The organism is Pelagibacterium flavum, from assembly GCF_025854335.1.
Lineage (GTDB): Bacteria > Pseudomonadota > Alphaproteobacteria > Rhizobiales > Devosiaceae > Pelagibacterium > Pelagibacterium flavum.
Genome location: NZ_CP107716.1, coordinates 2,391,674 through 2,410,403, shown reverse-complemented (window position 1 = coordinate 2,410,403; position 18,730 = coordinate 2,391,674). Strand labels below are relative to the sequence as shown.

15 protein-coding genes are annotated in these 18,730 nt (G+C 62.5%); 10 read left to right on the top strand and 5 right to left on the bottom strand.

What is annotated here, in order from left to right; genetic code table 11:
• Positions 1-125: 125 nt before the first annotated feature.
• Together OF122_RS12060 and OF122_RS12055 are read left to right on the top strand one after the other, a co-directional pair.
• A complete protein-coding gene (locus OF122_RS12060; RefSeq protein ID WP_264224486.1) occupies positions 126-2,402 on the top strand; it encodes a VWA domain-containing protein in 2,277 nt (758 codons plus the stop codon).
• A gap of 184 nt (positions 2,403-2,586) precedes the next feature.
• Positions 2,587-3,033, top strand: a complete 447-nt coding sequence (locus tag OF122_RS12055) for a c-type cytochrome (protein ID WP_264224485.1) — start codon at positions 2,587-2,589, stop codon at positions 3,031-3,033.
• 12 nt (positions 3,034-3,045) lie between these two features.
• On the opposite strand, the gene OF122_RS12050 is transcribed toward OF122_RS12055, so the two are convergent.
• The 5 genes from OF122_RS12050 to OF122_RS12030 form a co-directional block, all read right to left on the bottom strand.
• Positions 3,046-3,903: a substrate-binding periplasmic protein gene (locus OF122_RS12050; RefSeq protein WP_264224484.1), complete on the bottom strand. Its 858-nt coding sequence runs from the start codon at positions 3,901-3,903 to the stop codon at positions 3,046-3,048.
• Positions 3,904-4,094: 191 nt separating this feature from the next.
• Positions 4,095-5,849 carry a pyrroloquinoline quinone-dependent dehydrogenase gene (locus tag OF122_RS12045; protein ID WP_264224483.1) on the bottom strand — a complete coding sequence of 585 codons (1,755 nt, stop codon included), beginning with the start codon at positions 5,847-5,849 and terminating at the stop codon, positions 4,095-4,097.
• A 215-nt stretch (positions 5,850-6,064) separates the two neighbouring features.
• Positions 6,065-6,994, bottom strand: coding sequence for an electron transfer flavoprotein subunit alpha/FixB family protein (locus OF122_RS12040; RefSeq protein ID WP_264224482.1), 930 nt, complete (start codon positions 6,992-6,994; stop codon positions 6,065-6,067).
• On the bottom strand, positions 6,991-7,740 hold the full coding sequence (locus OF122_RS12035; protein ID WP_264224481.1) for an electron transfer flavoprotein subunit beta/FixA family protein: 750 nt from the start codon (positions 7,738-7,740) through the stop codon (positions 6,991-6,993). The genes OF122_RS12040 and OF122_RS12035 overlap by 4 nt, the downstream gene beginning before the upstream one ends.
• A 48-nt stretch (positions 7,741-7,788) precedes the next feature.
• Positions 7,789-8,259, bottom strand: coding sequence for an Lrp/AsnC family transcriptional regulator (locus OF122_RS12030; protein WP_264224480.1), 471 nt, complete (start codon positions 8,257-8,259; stop codon positions 7,789-7,791).
• A 144-nt stretch (positions 8,260-8,403) separates the two neighbouring features.
• Between OF122_RS12030 and OF122_RS12025 the strand changes: the two genes are divergently transcribed.
• The 8 genes from OF122_RS12025 to OF122_RS11990 all read left to right on the top strand — a co-directional run bounded on the left by OF122_RS12025 (position 8,404) and on the right by OF122_RS11990 (position 18,471).
• Positions 8,404-9,657, top strand: coding sequence for a 3-methyl-2-oxobutanoate dehydrogenase (2-methylpropanoyl-transferring) subunit alpha (locus OF122_RS12025; protein WP_264224479.1), 1,254 nt, complete (start codon positions 8,404-8,406; stop codon positions 9,655-9,657).
• A 205-nt stretch (positions 9,658-9,862) separates the two neighbouring features.
• Positions 9,863-10,882: an alpha-ketoacid dehydrogenase subunit beta gene (locus OF122_RS12020; protein ID WP_264224478.1), complete on the top strand. Its 1,020-nt coding sequence runs from the start codon at positions 9,863-9,865 to the stop codon at positions 10,880-10,882.
• The gene (locus tag OF122_RS12015) at positions 10,879-12,399 is read left to right on the top strand and encodes a 2-oxo acid dehydrogenase subunit E2 (protein ID WP_264224477.1); all 1,521 of its coding nucleotides are present in this window, start codon (positions 10,879-10,881) and stop codon (positions 12,397-12,399) included. The genes OF122_RS12020 and OF122_RS12015 overlap by 4 nt, the downstream gene beginning before the upstream one ends.
• A gap of 10 nt (positions 12,400-12,409) precedes the next feature.
• Entirely contained in the window at positions 12,410-13,561 is a 1,152-nt protein-coding gene (locus OF122_RS12010) for an isovaleryl-CoA dehydrogenase (RefSeq protein ID WP_264224476.1), read from the top strand.
• A gap of 106 nt (positions 13,562-13,667) precedes the next feature.
• Positions 13,668-15,299: a carboxyl transferase domain-containing protein gene (locus OF122_RS12005; RefSeq protein WP_264224475.1), complete on the top strand. Its 1,632-nt coding sequence runs from the start codon at positions 13,668-13,670 to the stop codon at positions 15,297-15,299.
• A 3-nt stretch (positions 15,300-15,302) separates the two neighbouring features.
• Positions 15,303-17,186: an acetyl/propionyl/methylcrotonyl-CoA carboxylase subunit alpha gene (locus tag OF122_RS12000; protein ID WP_264224474.1), complete on the top strand. Its 1,884-nt coding sequence runs from the start codon at positions 15,303-15,305 to the stop codon at positions 17,184-17,186.
• Positions 17,183-17,635, top strand: a complete 453-nt coding sequence (locus OF122_RS11995) for a MaoC family dehydratase (RefSeq protein ID WP_264224473.1) — start codon at positions 17,183-17,185, stop codon at positions 17,633-17,635. Before OF122_RS12000 ends, OF122_RS11995 begins: the two co-directional genes overlap by 4 nt.
• Entirely contained in the window at positions 17,632-18,471 is an 840-nt protein-coding gene (locus tag OF122_RS11990; RefSeq protein ID WP_264224472.1) for an HpcH/HpaI aldolase/citrate lyase family protein, read from the top strand. The genes OF122_RS11995 and OF122_RS11990 overlap by 4 nt, the downstream gene beginning before the upstream one ends.
• Positions 18,472-18,730 lie beyond the last annotated feature (259 nt).

Sequence of the window (18,730 nt, the reverse complement as noted above, 5' to 3'; positions counted from 1 at the left end):
GACTTCAGCACCGCTGGGGGTGATTGCCAGACGTTCTAAAATTGCGTTTACTGCGCCCGCGGCCTGGCGTGTCTTTGTATTTGGATCCTCCTGGCGCTGCGCCGCAAAACGGGTAGGGGACGACGATGAAACGCATCCAGACATTGGCTATGGCGGCAATATTGGCCACTGGCCTTGGCACCACTCAGGCAGCCGCACAGGACGTGATGGTGGTCTATGACGCTTCAGGCTCCATGTGGGGCCAGATTGACGGGGTCACCAAGATCGAGATTGCCCGCGAGGTGCTGGGCGACCTCGTGAACCAGTGGTCTGCCGAGACCAATCTGGGTCTTGTGGCCTATGGCCATCGCCGTGAGGGCGATTGCGGCGATATCGAAACGGTCATTGCGCCCCAGCCCATTTCGCCCGCCACATTCATTGATGCGGTCAACGCCATCAACCCGCTGGGCCGCACACCGCTGTCGGCTGCAGTCGAACATGCCGCCGAAGAACTGGTCTATCTCGAAAACCCCGCAACCGTGGTCCTGATCTCGGACGGCATCGAAAACTGCGAGGCCGATCCGTGCGCGCTGGCCAGCCATCTCGAAGAGCGCGGCATCGCGTTCACCACCCACGTAATCGGCTTTGACGTGGCGTCCGAGGAATATGCCCAGCTTTCCTGCATCGCCGAAAACACCGGCGGCGTCTTCGTGCCGGCCTCCAACGCCAGCGAATTGGCCGACGCGCTCGATGAGGTCAAGCAGGTGATCGAGGAGGCGCCCGAGCCCGAGCCCCAGCCCCAACCCGAGCCTGAACCCGAAGTCTCCCAGGTCGATATCAAGGCACCGGCCAGCGTAACCGTCGGCATGCGCTTCCCGGTAAGCTGGGCGCCAACGCTCGAGCCAAGCGATTATGTGACGATCGTTCCGGTCGGCGCCGATGAGGGCAGCTTTGGCGACTATCAGCGCGTACGCGACGATTCCGAGCAGGAATTGAGGGCCCCGGCCGAAACCGGACTTTACGAAGTCCGCTACGTCTTTGAGGAAACTGGAGAAACAGCCGGCTCGACCCCGGTTGAGGTTGTCGATGCCGAAGTCACCGTCACAGCCCCGGAGTCCGTCACCACCGGTGCCCGGTTCACCGTGAGCTATACCGGTGCCGTCGATGGCACCGATTATGTCACCATCGTTCCGGTCGGCGCCGATGAAGGCAGTTACACCGATTACCAGCGTGTGCGCGATGCGTCCGAACAGGACCTGACGGCCCCAGCCGATCCGGGGCTCTATGAAGTGCGTTACGTCCTCGATGAGGGCGGGCGGACAATGGCATCGACCCCCATTGAGGTGGTCGAACCGCAAACCACGGTTTCCGCGCCCAAGACGGTGACAGTGGGCGCTCGCTTCACCGTCGGCTACACCGGTTCGGTCAATGGCAACGACTATGTCACCATTGTTCCGGTCGGTGCCGAGGAGGGCAGTTACACCGACTACCAGCGTGTGCGCGATGCGTCCGAGCAGGAACTGACGGCCCCCGCCGAACCTGGCCTTTACGAAGTGCGCTACGTGCTTGACGAAGGCGGGCGGACCCTCGCGTCGGCGCCCATAGAAGTTGTTGAAGGCGAGACGACGGTTTCGGCGCCCGAAACCGTGACCGTCGGTTCGCGGTTTACCGTCAACTACACAGGCGCCGTCAATGGCAATGACTATGTCACCATCGTTCCCGCCGGAGCCGATGAGGGCAGCTATCTCGATTACCAGCGTGTGCGCGATGCGTCCGAACAGGAGCTGACGGCCCCCGCTGAGCCTGGACTCTATGAAGTCCGTTACGTGCTCGATGAAGGGGCACGCACCATGGCCTCGACCCCGGTCGAGGTGGTGGATGGCGATGTGAGCGTTTCGGCGCCCGAAATCGTGATTGCCAATGCGCGCTTTGCGGTGAGCTACACCGGCACCATCAACTCCAACGACTATGTGACGATCGTTCCCGCCGGAGCCGAGGAAGGCAGCTATGGCGATTATCAACGCGTCAGGGACGACACCGAGCAGGAACTCACGGCACCGGCCGATCCAGGGCTCTATGAGGTTCGCTATGTGCTCGATGAGGGCGGGATCACCATGGCCTCAACACCGATTGAAGTGCTTGAAGAGGGCAGCGCCCTCGATTTTGGCGCCGGTCTCGATGTGCCCGCTTCCGCAGCGCCGGGAGAGACGATCCTTGTGACCTGGACTGCGGATGTCGAGGGCGCGCGGGTGTCGCTGGCGCGCACCGATCAGGCCGATTTCGCATGGCTTGAAGCCCAGCCCGCCAGTGCCGAAAAGGCCACCAAGTTCAAGCTGCCCGACGAACCCGGCACATACGAGATCCGCTTTCTCGACGTGGCCAACCAATCGGTGCTCGGCCGCTCCCCGATCACCGTCGAGTGAAGCATTGCGGGCGGTGCCAAGGCGCCGCCCGCAATGCCGGGCTGATCCCCCCGACCACCCATATTGTGCTTGCAATTGCCTTTGGCGTCGGCTTTGCTGTTGGCTCAAGGACCATCTCGCCTCACCTCAAGATGCCTTCCCTTGATTGGCTTCTGTGAGAGCTGGTCCGCAACGGGAGGAAATTATGGGTCCCATCATTGGTAGCCCCGCGTCTCGCTTGGTGATGCTCACCGGGTTGGTCGCTGGCACCTTTTCTCTTTCCGCACCGGTTTTCGCCCAGGACGACAGCACCATGAGCCCGGTGCACTATTCATCCGAGCAGGCCGATCGCGGTGAGGACAGGTTTGAAAGAGACTGCGTCGACTGCCACGGAGACGATCTGCGCGGCGGGTTGATCGGCGGGCCGCCATTGCGCGGGCTGGCGTTCGAGCAGAAATTCGCCAACGGGGCACCGGCCTCGGCAATGTTCGGGTTCATGAGCTTGCTGATGCCGCCCAATGCGCCGGGCCGCTATTCGCCCGAGGTCTATGCCGATCTGATGGCCTATATCCTGCAGGAAAACGGCTTTCCGGCCGGCGATCCGCTGCCCTCCGACATGGAATCGCTCAACAAATTGATCGTCCAGAAGTAAAGGGCCACGCGGTCACGGGGCAGGCGTAGCCGCAAAATCGTACTCTTCGAGGATGGCGCCGATTGTGCCATCCGCCGTAAGCGCTTCAATCGCCTCGTCGATGGCCGTGCGCAAAAAGGTATTTTCAGCGAGCAACAGCCCGCCCACCCCTAGGCTGGACGGCTGCAAGGGACTTGGGTCCACGACGTGGATGTCCGCAAGGTCGGGATTGTCGCGTTGCGCGGCCCACAGGCTGGGCGCCCAGACCAGCGCAACATCCACCGTGCCGTTGAGCAGCGAGTCGATGGAAAGCTGGTTGGTGCCCATTGGAAACACCGGCCAGCGGTCTTCCGGCGCCATCGTTGAGACAAAGGTAAAGAGCTGAAAATGGGCCGACGTGCCCAGCGTCGCTCCGATGGGGCTGGAGGGAGGCAGGTCGCCCAGCGTCTGAATGGCTGGATCGGTGGTAATGAAAACATACCCGGCTTCGTAATAGGGGCGGGTGGCGATCACCCATTCGGGCAGCCCTTCGGGAATGAGCTTGAAGCCCATCTGCACGTCGCAATGTTCGAGCAGGATCTGGTAGATTTTCGTGATGTCCTCACTCACCATGTCGCTGGGAACCACATATCGTTGTGGTTCGAGCAGCAATCCCGTGGCAATGGCCTCGGCGATGGCATCCCCAATCGCCCAGTCGGGATCGCGCTCGTCCACGCAATAGCGAAATTGGGACTCGTTGAGCTGCCGGCCGATATTCCATTGCCCCGGAGCAAAGGGCACGTCGTAGAATTCAGGCTCCTGTGCCGAGGCGGGCCACGGCGACAGTGCGGTTATGGCAATGGCCAGCGCCGAAACCAGAAGCGTGACGACCGGGCGCAAGGCAAAGGACAATTGGTGTCTCCTCTATTGGTGCCGGCGTATCTTGCAGCGCTTCCCCGGCAAGAGCCGGGGTCCATGGGCGTTGCCACTTGGCCGTGGTGGCAGTGGGTGAAAGGCGGTCTCGAAAAATCGACCCTCCCCGAAAAACGCGGGGCGGACCGGAAATTCCGAGCCCGCCCCGCTTCTCGGATGGCGCCTTCCGATCAGTCGGGAAGCGCAAACACATACAGTGTTGCCGGATTGTCCGACGGCAGGCGGATGTCCGGGGTCAGCGATGCCAGGCGGCCCAGACCCGAGGCCCAGTTCGCGACAACGGCAACATATTGCTTGCCGCCCGCCTCGTAGGAAATCGGGAAGGATTCGAGCGAATTGCTCAACGGCCCGCTTTCCCAGAGCTTTTCGCCAGTTTCGTCGTCGAAGGCCATGAACTTGCGATCAAGGCTGCCAACGAACACCAGCCCGCCACCAGTCGGCAGGGTTGCGCTGGTGACTGGTGCATATTGCCGATACTGCCAAACCTCCGATTGGTCCACGAGGTTGATGGCACGGACTTGCCCGATATTGCCATCGCCATCAGGATGCGGCACGCGAGCAAAGGTCTGCAGCCCGCCACCGGTGTAAATCTCACCCGGATCGAGCGGATTGACCGTGGTGTTGGAGCAGAACTCAACCGTTGGCAGATACAGGGTCTCGGTCCGTGGGCTGTATGCCGTGGCCTGCCAGGCTTTGCTGCCCGGGTCGGCCGGGCAGTTGAAGGTGGTCTCACCGATCACCGGAATGACCTCGGGGTTGATCTCCTTTTCGCCGGTGTCCGGATCGATAGAAAGCACCACGTTCTGCGGTGCGGTCTCCTGGGCCCACAGCCATTCACCCGTCGTCCGGTCGAGCGACTCGATAATGCCGATCTTTCCGGTCGTCACCACCTGTTGCCGCATCTCGCCGTTGAACGGCAGGTCCACCAATATGCGCTCATAGGCATAGTCGAGGTCCAGAGAGTCGGTCTCCAGATACTGGTGGTACCATTCGAGCTCGCCCGTGGTCACATCGATGGCAAGTGTGGAGTTGGTGTAGAGTGCCTCATTGGTGACGTTGGGATCCGAACTCGGGGGAGTCAGCCCCGCGATCTCGACGTTCCACGGATAGGGCTGTCCGACGCCGGCGAAGATCAGGTTCTGCTCGGGGTCGTAAGAGCCGGTGATCCAGGCCGATGCGCCATAGCGGCTTTCCAGGGGGAGACCGTTCCAGCTATTGCCCTCGGGCGTATCGCCGCGGGCGATGGTGTGGACACGCCACAATTCCTCACCGGTATCCACGTCGTGCCCGGTAAAGAAGCAGCCGCCGGGTTGAGCGTTGCTGCACCCGGTCATGCCTTGGACAACGACGCCGTTCGCAACGATAGGTCCGCTGGAGAAAGCAAAGCCGTGCTCGTAGTTGGCAACCGTCTTGTCCCAGATCAGCTGGCCGGTCTTGGCATCCAGCGCAATCAGATGCGCATCGCGAGTGGCGATGATCAGCTTGTCATCGTAAATCGCCTTGCTGCGCTCTCCGTTGGGATTCACCTCATCGGGGAGTTCGTACTCATACTCCCAGATCAACTCGCCCGTGGCCCCGTCGAGGGCCTGGATGAGATGGCTCGAGTTCTGGAGATACAGAATTCCGTCATGAACGAGGGGCGTTTCCTGCGACCGTCCGCCCGGAGACATGCCCCAGGCCCAGGCCAGTTCCAGATCGCCAACATTGTCCTTGTTGATTTCATCGAGCGGGCTGTAGCCCCAGCCGTTATATGTGCGCCGCCACATCAGCCAGTCGCCGTCGGGCGGATTATTCAACATTTCGTCAGTGACCGGCGTGAGATCGTCGATCGGACTGTCCTGGGCAACGCCGGCCTGTACGGCCAATAGTGAAACCGACGATGCGGCGACTGCCAATAAGCTGAGTAATTGTCTGGTTTTGGTCATGAGAGGCCTCCTCCAAAGCCTGGAGTACTGGCTCTCTTTCATGAAATACTTGGCTGGCGAATAGCGTCAGCTCAGAAAGCTTAGCCAGTACCGCTTAATGGTACGCCTGCATGGTTAACCTCGTCAACTATTGGTTAGCGTTTGTGTTCAGGCCGGACGGCTTGACAATAAAGGCGGCACTTTTGCGCCGCCCTTTTTGATGCGTGTGACTGCGCTTACAGCGCGTCGGTCAACTCGGGCACCAATTCGAACAGATCACCCACCAGCCCGTAATCGGCCACCCCGAAAATAGGGGCTTCGGGGTCCTTGTCGATGGCCACGATGACCTTGGAATTCTTCATTCCCGCCAGATGCTGGATCGCCCCGGAAATTCCCACTGCGATATAGAGATCGGGCGCCACGACCTTGCCGGTCTGGCCCACCTGCCAGTCATTGGGCGCATAGCCCGCGTCCACTGCTGCGCGCGAAGCGCCCATGGCGGCGCCCAGCTTGTCGGCCAGCGGCTTGATGATCTCGTTGAACTTTTCCGCCGAGCCCAGCGCCCGTCCGCCCGAAACCACGATCCGCGCATTGGCAAGTTCCGGCCCGGCGCTGACCGGGGTGTCGCGCGAGACAAATTTCACCTTAGGAGCCGAGGGCGCAAAATCGACCGCTTCGAGCGGGGCCGAACCGCCGTCGCCCACGGCGTCGAACGCCGATGCGCGCACGGTGACAACCACCTTGTCTGCCGTGGCCTCAACAGTCTGGATCGCCGCACCCGCATAAACGGGCCGCTCGAAACGCTTGTCCGACAGCACGGCGGTAATATCGGAAACCTGCATCACATCGAGCAACGCCGCCACACGCGGCATCACATTCTTGCCCGAAGTGGTCGCGGCGGCAACGATATGGCTGTACCCGCCCGCCAGATGCACCAGCAATTCCGAGACCGGTTCGGCAAGCTGGTGCGCATAGGCGTCAGCGTCGGACACCAGTACCTTGGCGACCCCGTCGAGCTTTGCCGCAGCCTCGGCGACCTGGCCGCAACCGGACCCGGCCACCAGCACATCGATATCGCCACCGATCTTCTGCGCCGCGGCAACGGCCTTGGCCGTGGCAACCGCAAGGGTGGAATTATCGTGTTCAGCGAGGATGAGAATGCTCATAGCACCCGAGCCTCCGTCTTGAGCTTTTCAACGAGTTCGGTCACCGAGCTCACCATCGAGCCGGGCTTGCGCTCGGCCGGCTTGGCGGTCGATACCACGCTCAGCGTCGGCGCAAGCGCCACGCCAAGGCTGGCGGCATCGATTTCCTCGAGCGGCTTTTTCTTGGCCTTCATCACATTGGGCAGCGAGGCATAACGGGGCGTGTTGAGCCGCAGATCGGTCGAAACAACCGCCGGCAGGCTCATCTCGAGCGTTTCAAGTCCCCCATCGACCTCACGTGTCACGGTCGCCTTGCCATCGGCAATTTCAACCTTGGAGGCAAACGTCGCCTGCGGCCAGCCGAGCAGGGCCGAAAGCATCTGCGCGGTCTGGTTGGAATCGTCGTCGATGGCCTGCTTGCCCATGATGACCAGATCGGGGCCTTGCTGTTCGGCGATCACCTTGAGGATTTTCGCAACCGCCAGCGGCTCGATCGTTTCATCGGTCTTGACCAGAATGGCGCTGTCGGCGCCCATGGCCAGGGCGGTGCGCAGCGTATCCTGCGCCTGCGCCGGCCCGATGGAAACCGCGACGATCTCGGTGGCGATGCTCGCTTCCCTGAGCTTGACCGCCTCTTCGACGGCGATTTCGTCGAACGGGTTCATGCTCATCTTCTGGTTGGCGAGATCGACGCCCGTGCCGTCCGATTTCACCCGCACGGTGATGTTGGCGTCGAGCACCCGCTTGACCGGGACTAGAATTTTCAAAGCCGTCTCCTCTTATTCAGTCATCCGGGACGTGAGGCCGTTTCCCGTTTAGCGCGCTGTTTCCGCAGCGATCGGCAGCTTGGTCGTGAGCTTGATGCATTTGAGCGCGAAATGGGAGTTGATGGCCACAACGCCGGGCAAATGCAACAGCTTGCGCTTCAAAAGCCGCTCATATTCCTCAATCGAGGCGACCAGCGCACGCACCACATAGTCGGTCTCCCCGCTCATGGAATAACATTCCACGACCTCCGGATAGTCGGCGACCTCCCGCTCGAACGCTTCAAGCGTTTCCTCATCGTGCTGCTTGAGTCTAATATGGGCAAAGACCGTGATATCGAGCCCCAGCTTGTGCTGGTCGAGGATCGAAACCCGCTCCTTGATGACCCCGTCCTTTTCTAGGCGCTTGAGACGCCGCCAGAAGGGTGTGTGCGAGAGGCCCACTTTCTCCGCCATATCGGCGACGGACAGGGACGAGTCATTCTGGACCACTGCCAGAATCTTGCGATCCATCTCGTCCATGTGATCGTCTCCTCAATATGCGTGAAATGATAGGATGAAATATCCAACCATTACGGGATAGTCGGAGAATGAAGTCAAGTTCTCCCCTTTGATTGGTAGTAATATTGATCAAAGCCCAATGTTGCAATCGGGGAGGAGAGCAGCATGGACACAGTCGCACGACGCGATAAATCCAACCGCCCGGCACTATCGTTCTACGTACCCGAGCCGCCGGCGCGGCCCGGCCAGCCCGTCGATTTTTCTCACATCGAGGTGCCCGAGGCCGGCGCTGTGCGCTGCCCGGACATTTCCGAGCCCGAGCGCGACATGCGCGATCTGCCCTATGGGCTGATCCGCGTGCTCGACGAAAAGGGCAGGGCGGTCGGCCCCTGGGACCCGCGCCTGGACCCCGATACGCTGCGCGCCGGGCTCACCGCCATGCTCAAGACGCGCCTGTTCGATGAGCGGATGTTCCGCGCCCACCGGCAGGGCAAGACCAGCTTTTACATGAAATCGCTGGGCGAAGAGGCCATTGGCGCGGCCCAGGCGCTGGCGCTTGACCTTGGGGATATGAATTTCCCCACTTATCGCATGCTCTCCTGGCTGATGGCGCGGAACTATCCGCTGATCGATCTGTGCAACCAGATCTATTCCAACGAGCGCGATCCCTTACGCGGTCGCCAGCTTCCCATTCTCTATTCGGCCCGCGACTACGGCTTTTATTCCCTTTCGGGCAATGTCGGCTCGCGCTTCGGCCATGCCGTGGGCTGGGCCATGGCCTCGGCCTTCAAATCCGACGACAAGATCGCCATCGGTCATGTGGGCGACGGCACGACGGCAGAGGGCGATTTCCACGAAGCCCTGACTTTCGCCGCCGTCTATAAGGCTCCGGTTATCCTCTGCGTCGAGAACAACCAATGGGCCATTTCCTCGTTCTCCGGCATTGCCGGAGCCGGGGAAACCACCTTTGCCGCCAAGGCCATCGCCTATGGCATTCCCGGTCTTAGGGTCGACGGCAATGATTTCCTCGCCGTCTATGCCGCGACCCTTTGGGCCGCCGACCGCGCCCGCACCAATCATGGCCCCACGCTGATCGAGTTTTTCACCTATCGCGCCGCCGGGCACTCCACCTCCGACGATCCCACCCGCTACCGCCCCGAGGACGAAGCCTCCAAATGGCCCTTGGGCGACCCGCTGGAGCGGCTGAAAGCCCACCTCATCGCCATCGGCGAATGGTCCGAAGAACAGCACGAGGCGCTCATCGCCGAGCTGACCGCCGACATCAAATCCGCCGTCAAGCAGGCCGAAGCCATCGGTACGCTGGGCCAGTCCAAGCCCAATCCGCGCGAAATGTTCGAGGACGTCTTCGCCCACCCCGACTGGCGCATCCGCGAACAGCGCCGGGAGGCGGGGGTATGATAATAATCCTGTCTTCGGCCGCATCACCGAGAACCAGCGTCATCCCGGTCGAAGACCCGGGACCCAGTACCCTCGGCGTCGGAAATCTGTCCTCCGCGGCGCGTTCCGCATCCTCTGAGCGTACTGGCTCCCGGCTCAAGGCCGGGATGACGACGGTGTGTGTAGCTGGCGTCGTGCGACGGCCGCAAACGACGAGGGGTCTCCCATGCCGGCCATGAACATGATCCAGGCGCTCAATTCCGCCCTAGACATCAAGCTCGGCAGCGACCCCGACACCCTGGTGTTCGGCGAGGACGTGGGCTATTTCGGCGGCGTGTTCCGCGTCACTGAAGGACTGCAGAAAAAACACGGGCTAAGCCGCTGTTTCGACTCCCCCATTTCCGAAGGCGGCATCGTCGCCACGGCCATCGGCATGGGCGCCTACGGGTTGCGGCCCATCGTCGAGATCCAGTTCGCCGACTATATCCTGCCCGCCTACGACCAGCTCGTGTCCGAAGCGGCCCGCCTGCGCTATCGCTCCAATGGCGAATTCTGGTGCCCCATCACCGTCCGCTCGCCCTATGGCGGCGGCATTTTCGGCGGCCAGACCCATTCGCAAAGCCCCGAGGCGATCTTTGCGCATGTGACGGGGCTGAAAACCGTGATCCCCTCCAATCCCTACGATGCCAAGGGCTTGCTGCTCGCCGCCATTGAGGAGTACGATCCGGTGATCTTTCTCGAACCCAAGCGGCTCTATAACGGCCCCTTCGACGGCCACCACGACAAGCCGCTGACCACCTGGGCCGAACACAAGCTCGGCGAAGTCCCCGCCGGTCACTACACCGTGCCGCTCGGGTCGGCTTCGGTCATGCGCGAGGGCAGGGAGGCGACGGTGCTCGCCTATGGCACCATGGTTCACGTCTGCAACGCGGCGATTGCCGAATCCGGCATCGACGCCGAACTGATCGATTTACGCTCCATCGTGCCGCTTGATATCGACGCCATCGTCAAATCGGTCAAAAAGACCGGCCGCTGCGTCATCGTGCACGAAGCCTCGCGGTTCGGCGGCTTCGGCGGTGAACTTTCCGCGCTCATACAGGAGCGGTGTTTTTATCACCTGCGCGCCCCGATCGAGCGCGTCGCCGGCTGGGACACCCCATACCCGCACGCCTTCGAATGGGATTATTTCCCCGGTCCGGTGCGCGTCGCCAAAGCGCTCAAGCGCTGTGTGGAGGCGGTGGCATGAAGACCTATTCCTTCCGCTTGCCCGATATCGGCGAAGGCGTCGCCGAAGCCGAAATCACCGCCTGGCACGTCAAGGTCGGCGACCACGTCGAGGAGGACCAGACGCTCGTCGACGTGATGACCGACAAGGCGACAATCGACATGACCTCGCCGGTCGCCGGCACGGTGCTCAAACTATTCGGCGCCGAAGGCGACAAGGCGCCCGTCGGCTCGGTTCTGGTCGAGCTTGAGATCGAAGGCGAGGCGGAGGCAGAGGCCGCCCCACCCCCCGCTTCCCCGGCGAATGCCGGTGCCCGCCCGAGCCGAAGCGAACCGGCGAGCGAACGGCAAGCACCCATGGACCCCGGCCTTGACCGGGGAAGCGATGGGGAAGAAGAAGCGCCTGCGGCTCCATCCCCCTCCGCCGTCCCACCCACCCCCGTCATCCCGGGCGAAGACCCGGGACTCAGTACCCCCGGCGCCGGTGAGAGAACTCCATCCTCCGAGCCTGATGGAGCCCGGCTCAAGGCCGGGATGACAGGGGATGGAGAAGCGCCCGCGGCCCAGTCTTCAGCGTCTCCCAACCCCCAACCTGTCACTCCGGGGCCTGTTCCCGGAGTCCAGGCAGAGCGGGCCACAAGCGCAGAGTCCAAACCCACTCCCCACCACCAAATCCTCATCGCCCCGGCCACCCGCCGCCGCGCCGAGGATCTCGATATCGACCTCAACTACGTCATCGGTACAGGCCCCGAAGGCCGCATCACCGATGCCGACCTCGATGCCCATCTCAAGTCCAGGGCGCCCGAGCCCGCCGCCCGCGAGCGCCAGGGCGTCCACGAGAAAAAGATCATCGGCCTGCGTCGAAAGATCGCCGAGCGCATGGAACTCTCCGCCCGCTCCATCCCGCATTTCTCCTATGTGGAGGATTGCGACATGACCGCTCTCGAAGGGCTGCGCCGGGAGATCAACGCCTCGCGCCAGGGCGCCCAGCCCAAGCTCACGCTTTTGCCCTTCTTCATGCGGGCGCTTGCGCAATTGCTGCCCGAGTTTCCGCACGTCAACGCCCATTACGACGCCGAAGCGGGCGTCTTGCGCCAGTTCGAGCCCATCCATATCGGCATTGCCACGCAAACCGCCGAAGGCCTCATGGTCCCTGTCGTCCGCCACGTCGAGGCGCTCGACATCTGGGATTGCGCCCGCGAGATGAGCCGGGTCACCAACGCGGCGCGCGAGGGCAGGGCGTCCCGCGACGAGCTTTCGGGCTCCACCATCACCCTGACCAGCCTCGGCGCTCTGGGTGGCGTTGCCGCCACCCCGATCATCAACCACCCCGAAGTGGCGATCATCGGCCCCAACAAGCTCATGGGCCGCCCCGTGTTCATCAACAATCAGGTGACCGTGCGCACCATGATGAACCTCTCGTCCAGCTTCGATCACCGCATCGTCGATGGCTACGACGCCGCTAAATTCATCCAGCGCCTCAAGCGCCTGCTGGAAAACCCGGCGCTGATCTTCATCGAGAAGCGTTCATGGAGCTGAGGAGACCACAATGACCCATCTCGATTTCGCCCTCGGCGACATGGCCGATACCATCCGCGAGACCACCCACCGTTTCGCCAGCGACAAGATCGCGCCGCGTGCCGCCGAGATCGACCAAACCAATACGTTTCCCATCGACCTCTGGCCCGAGATGGGCGCACTCGGACTGCATGGCATCACCGTGGAAGAGGAATTTGGCGGCCTGGGTCTTGGCTATCTCGAACACTGCGTTGCCGTCGAGGAAGTCTCCCGCGCCTCGGCCTCGGTGGGCCTGTCCTACGGCGCCCACTCCAACCTCGCGGTCAACCAGACCCGCCGCTGGGGCACCGAGGCCCAAAAGCGCAAATACCTGCCCAAACTGATCTCCGGCGAACATCTGGGCGCCCTCGCCATGTCCGAAGCCGGATCAGGGTCCGATGTCGTCTCGATGTCCCTGCGCGCCGAAAAGCGCGGGGATCGCTATGTCCTCAACGGCACCAAATTCTGGATCACCAACGCGCCCAAAGCCGATGTGTTGATCGTTTACGCCAAGACAGATCCCGCCGCCGGTCCCAAGGGCATTACCGCCTTCATCATCGAAAAAGCCATGAAAGGCTTTTCCGTTTCCCCCAAACTCGACAAGATGGGCATGCGTGGCTCGGACACCGCCGAACTCGTTTTCACCGATTGCGAGGTTCCGGCCGAAAATGTCCTGGGCGCCGAAGGGCAGGGGGTGAAAATCCTGATGTCGGGCCTCGACTACGAACGCGTCGTCCTCGCCGCCGGCCCGCTCGGCATCATGCAGGCGTGTCTCGATACCGTGCTGCCCTATATCCGCGATCGCAAGCAGTTCGGCGCGCCCATCGGCTCATTCCAGCTCATGCAGGCAAAAATCGCCGATATGTATGTCGCGCTCAATTCGTCCCGCGCCTATGTCTATGCGGTGGCCAAAGCCTGCGATGCGGGCCAGACCACGCGGTTTGATGCCGCCGGCGCCATCCTCCTGGCCTCGGAAAACGCTGTAAAGGTGTCGCTCGAAGCCGTCCAGGCGCTGGGCGGCGCCGGATATACAAAGGAATGGCCGGTCGAACGCTTCGTCCGCGATGCAAAACTCTACGATATCGGAGCCGGTACCAACGAAATCCGCCGCTTCCTCATCGGGCGCGAGGTGATCGGGATATGATGGGCCACCAGCGCACCCAAAGTCCCACCCTGTCATCGCGGGATTTATTCCCGGGATCCAGCAGCAGCATCTCCGCATTCACCGCCGCCCTAGCGAGGCGCATGGCATGACCGCCCCCACCCTCCAATCCGCCATCAACCCGGCGTCCGAGACCTTTCGCACCAACGCCGCGCACAATCGCGCGCTGGCCGCCGAGCTGCGCGATACCGTCGCCAGGACCGCCCTCGGCGGCCCCGAAACCTCCCGCCAGCGCCATGTGGCGCGCGGCAAACTTCTCCCCCGCGACCGCGTCGAGCGCCTCCTTGATCCCGGCTCCCCCTTTCTCGAAATCGGCCAACTGGCCGCCAACGGAATGTATGGAGACGAAGCACCGGGCGCCGGCATCATCTGCGGCATCGGGCAGGTCTCGGGCCGTCTGGTGATGATCGTGTGCAACGATCCCACCGTCAAAGGCGGCGCATACTTTCCCCTGACAGTCAAAAAGCACCTCCGCGCCCAGGAAATCGCCCTCGAAAACCGTCTGCCCTGCATCTATCTGGTCGATTCCGGCGGTGCCAATCTGCCCTTTCAGGCCGAAGTGTTCCCCGACCGCGACCATTTCGGGCGCATCTTTTTCAATCAGGCACAGATGTCGGCCCAATCGATACCCCAGATCGCCTGCGTCATGGGCTCGTGCACGGCTGGCGGGGCATACGTTCCCGCCATGAGCGACGAAACGGTCATCGTGCGCAATCAGGGCACGATCTTCCTCGCCGGCCCGCCGCTGGTCAAAGCCGCCACCGGCGAGATCATCTCGGCCGAGGAACTGGGCGGCGCCGAAACCCACGGCAAGAAGTCCGGCGTCGTCGATCACATCGCCGAAAATGACGAGCACGCGCTGACCATTATCCGCGACATCGTCTCCACCCTTGCGGACAGTCCACTGGGCGTGGGGCGCGAGTCCACCGGGGATACATTGGGCATAGAAAAAAATAATTACGATATTTCAGACCTTTACGGCATAATTCCCTTGGATGTCAGAGCCCCTTACGATGTGCGCGAAATCATCGCCCGCATCGTGGACGGATCGCGCTTTCACGAGTTCAAGGCGAACTACGGCACGACGCTGGTCACCGGCTTTGCCGAACTCTGGGGCACCAAAATCGGCATCATCGCCAACAATGGCGTGTTGTTTTCCGAAAGCGCGCTCAAGGGCGCCCACTTTATCGAGTTGTGCTGCCAGCGCCGTATCCCCCTGCTTTTCCTGCAAAATATCTCCGGCTTCATGGTCGGCGGCAAATATGAGGCGGGCGGAATCGCCAAGGACGGCGCCAAGCTCGTCACCGCCGTCGCCACGGCTACGGTGCCCAAAATCACCCTCATCATCGGCGGCAGTTTCGGCGCCGGAAACTACGGCATGGCGGGCCGCGCCTATTCCCCGCGGTTCCTATTCACCTGGCCCAACGCCCGCATCTCGGTGATGGGCGGCGAACAGGCCGCATCGGTCCTCGCCACCGTCAAGCGCGATGGGTTTGAATCAAAAGGCGAAAACTGGAGAGCAGAGGACGAGGAAGCCTTCAAGAATCCCATTCGCGCCCGCTACGAGGCCGAGGGCAATCCCTATTTCGCCACGGCGCGGCTCTGGGATGACGGCATCATCGATCCAGCCCAAACCCGCGAAATTCTGGGCCTCGCCTTCCGCGTCACGCTGAACGCCCCGATCCCCGAGCGCCCGCAATTCGGGCTGTTCAGGATGTAGATGATGATCAAGCGTCTCCTCATCGCCAATCGCGGCGAAATCGCCTGCCGCATCATCCGCACCGCACGACGCCTGGGCGTTGAAACTGTTGCGGTATTCTCGGACGCCGATGCCGGCGCGCTCCACGTCCGCATGGCCGACGCAGCCGTCCATATCGGGCCGTCGCCGGTCAGCGAGAGCTATTTGCGCGGGGACACGATCATCGCCGCCGCCCTCGAATCCGGGGCCGATGCCATCCATCCCGGTTTCGGTTTCCTGTCGGAAAATGCCCAGTTCGCGCAAGGTGTTATCGATGCCGGCCTGATCTGGGTCGGCCCCGACCCGGCCTCCATCGAGGCGATGGGCTTAAAGGACGCGGCCAAAAAACTCATGGCAGAGGCGGGCGTGCCCGTAACGCCCGGCTATATGGGCGCGGACCAGTCCCCCCAGACACTTATCCCCGCCGCCGACGAGATAGGCTATCCTCTCTTGATCAAGGCCATTGCCGGTGGCGGTGGCAAGGGCATGCGCAAGGTCGAAAGGCCCGAGGATTTTTCAGCCGCGCTGCAATCGTGCCGGCGCGAGGCGAAAAGTGCCTTTGGCGACGACCGCGTGCTGCTCGAAAAATACGTCACCCGCCCACGCCATATCGAGGTGCAGGTGTTCGGCGACCGGCACGGCAATGTCGTGCACCTGTTCGAGCGCGATTGCTCGCTGCAGCGCCGCCACCAGAAGGTGATCGAGGAAGCCCCGGCGCCCGGAATGGATGAGCCGACCCGCGCCGCCATCTGTGCTGCCGCCATAAAGGCCGCCCATGCGGTCAATTACGTAGGGGCGGGCACCATAGAATTCATCGCCGACGCCTCGGAAGGCCTGCGCGCCGACCGCATCTGGTTCATGGAAATGAACACCCGTTTGCAGGTCGAACACCCGGTCACCGAAGCGATCACCGGCGTCGACCTCGTCGAATGGCAACTCAGAATCGCTTCGGGAGAAACCCTTCCCAAGTCACAGAATCAATTGGGCTTTTCCGGCTGGTCCGTCGAAGCCCGACTCTACGCCGAAGACCCCGCCAACGCCTTCATGCCCTCGACCGGCACGGTCGAAATCTTCGAACTGCCCGAGGACGTCCGCATCGAAACCGGCGTTCAAACCGGCGATGCCATCACCCCGTTCTACGATCCCATGATCGCCAAACTCATCGCCCATGGCGAGACGCGCCAGGAGGCCATCGACCGGCTTGAAACAGCCTGCCGGTCCATCGCCATCCACCCGGTCAAAACCAACGCCGCCTTCCTCGCCCGCGCGCTGTCCGAACCCGATTTTAGCGCCGGAAACATCGACACCGGTTTCATCGAACGCCACGGCGATACGCTGAATCAACCTGTCGAACCATCCGCACAAGCCCTTGAACTTGCAGCGCAATCCATGCTGCCGCAAGGGCAGGGGGCTTGGAGCGATCTCGTCGGCTTCCGCATGAATGCCGAACCGAACCGCACAATCCGCATGCGCCTGGCGTCAGAACCGGTCACGGTTTCGCTCCGCTCGAACAGACCCCACCCCAGCACACAAGCACCGCGCATCGTCCACAAATCGCCTCACCGCACCCTCATCGCCGAGGCAGGCGAAATCTTCGCCTTCTCCCCCGACCGCACCGACGCCACCCATGGCGGCGCGGCAGCCGATGGGGCAACTCTCGCCCCCATCCCCGGCAAGGTCACCGCCATTCCCATTGCCGTCGGCCAGCGGGTCGCAAAGGGCGAAACGCTCATCGTCCTCGAAGCGATGAAAATGGAATACACTCTGTCAGCACCTTTTGACGGCACCGTCGCCGCGATCAATGCATCGAGCGGCGAGCAAGTCACCGAAGGCACGGTTCTGGTGGAAATTGCGGAGGAAAATCAATGAGCGGGCGCTATTTCGACGATTGGTCGATCGGCGATACCATCGCCCATCCCATCCGCCGCACGGTGAGCGAGGCGGACAATCTGCTCATCACCACATTGACCCACAACCCCCAACCGCTCCACCTCGATGCCGAATACGCAAAGGGCACAGAGTTCGGCCGGATCGTCGTCAACGGCACGTTCACCTTCTCGCTGATGGTGGGCATATCGGTCGCTGAAACGACCCTCGGAACATTGATCGCCAATCTGGGCTATGACGCGGTCAGAATGCCCAAACCCGTATTCATTGGCGACACGCTGAGGATCGAATCCGAGGTGATCGACCTGCGCGCTTCCGGCAGCCGCCCCGAAGCGGGCATCGTCACCTTCGCCCATCGCGCCATCAACCAGCACGACGAAATCGTCTGCACCTGCACGCGCACCGCACTGATCCGGCGGAGGCCAAAATGAGGCTGCGCTCACTGCTCTTTGTCCCCGGAGATCGCCCGGACCGCATGGAAAAGGCGCTGAAAAGCGACGCCGATGCCGTGATCCTCGATCTTGAGGATTCGGTGCTGCCCGAGCGAAAACCCTGGGCGCGCAAGGATGTGGCGCAGTTCCTTTCGAGCGCCAGCCGCGAGGTGACATTGATGGTCCGCGTCAATCCGCTCGGCTCCCCCGATCTCGCCGCCGATCTCGAGTCGATCCTTTCTGCCAAGCCCGACGCTCTGGTGCTGCCCAAATCGGAATCGGGAAGCTCCGTCGCCGAACTGGCCGCCATGCTCGGTCTGTCGCACATCCCGATCCTGCCCATCGCCACCGAAACCCCCAGGGCGGTGTTCGGGCTTGGCACCTATGGTGCCGTCGCCAGCCGATTGTGCGGGTTGACCTGGGGCGCCGAGGACCTCCCCGCCGCCGTCGGCGCCACCACGGCCCGCCGCCCCGGTGGAAGTTATACGCCGCCCTACGAAATGGTGCGCAGTCTCACCTTGTTCGGCGCCCACGCGGCGGGCGTCCCGGCCGTCGAGACGGTCTATCCCGATTTCATCGATACCGAAGGGCTCAGGGCATATGCGGCGCGCGCCCGCCGCGACGGCTTTTCGGGCATGATGGCCATCCATCCCACCCAGATCGCCGTCATCAACGCCGCCTTCTCCCCCACCGAAGCCGAAATCGCCCACGCAAGGGCCGTCATCGCCGCCTTTGCCGATAACCCGGGGGCCGGAACCCTCAGGCTCGAGGGCCGCATGATCGACCGCCCGCATCTCCTCGCAGCAAAGCGTCTGTTAGCCCAGCTTCCCGGCTGACCGCCATAAGGACAGACAGTCGGACGAGGCGCAGCCGAGGACCCCGCGCGACGTTTCGCGCGCCCCTCGGAGGGCCAGTGAACGGCATAGCACGGTCTTAGCGCGTCATGCCGTGAGCGGTATGGCCCGTGAGAGAAGGAAATGGACGAGGCACAGCCGAGGACCCCGGCGAACGTTTTCGCCGCGCCGTCGCAGGCGCAACGTAGCGCATAGGCGCGGTTCTAGCGCCGTCATGCCCGCAGTGGTACGCGCCGTGAGA

Coding starts and splice junctions, on each gene's coding strand:
- OF122_RS12060 (WP_264224486.1), top strand. CDS start 126: ATGAAACGCATCCAGACATTGGCTATGGCGGCAATATTGGCCACTGGC.
- OF122_RS12055 (WP_264224485.1), top strand. CDS start 2,587: ATGGGTCCCATCATTGGTAGCCCCGCGTCTCGCTTGGTGATGCTCACC.
- OF122_RS12045 (WP_264224483.1), bottom strand. CDS start 5,849: ATGACCAAAACCAGACAATTACTCAGCTTATTGGCAGTCGCCGCATCG.
- OF122_RS12040 (WP_264224482.1), bottom strand. CDS start 6,994: ATGAGCATTCTCATCCTCGCTGAACACGATAATTCCACCCTTGCGGTT.
- OF122_RS12030 (WP_264224480.1), bottom strand. CDS start 8,259: ATGGACGAGATGGATCGCAAGATTCTGGCAGTGGTCCAGAATGACTCG.
- OF122_RS12025 (WP_264224479.1), top strand. CDS start 8,404: ATGGACACAGTCGCACGACGCGATAAATCCAACCGCCCGGCACTATCG.
- OF122_RS12020 (WP_264224478.1), top strand. CDS start 9,863: ATGCCGGCCATGAACATGATCCAGGCGCTCAATTCCGCCCTAGACATC.
- OF122_RS12015 (WP_264224477.1), top strand. CDS start 10,879: ATGAAGACCTATTCCTTCCGCTTGCCCGATATCGGCGAAGGCGTCGCC.
- OF122_RS12010 (WP_264224476.1), top strand. CDS start 12,410: ATGACCCATCTCGATTTCGCCCTCGGCGACATGGCCGATACCATCCGC.
- OF122_RS12005 (WP_264224475.1), top strand. CDS start 13,668: ATGACCGCCCCCACCCTCCAATCCGCCATCAACCCGGCGTCCGAGACC.
- OF122_RS12000 (WP_264224474.1), top strand. CDS start 15,303: ATGATCAAGCGTCTCCTCATCGCCAATCGCGGCGAAATCGCCTGCCGC.
- OF122_RS11995 (WP_264224473.1), top strand. CDS start 17,183: ATGAGCGGGCGCTATTTCGACGATTGGTCGATCGGCGATACCATCGCC.
- OF122_RS11990 (WP_264224472.1), top strand. CDS start 17,632: ATGAGGCTGCGCTCACTGCTCTTTGTCCCCGGAGATCGCCCGGACCGC.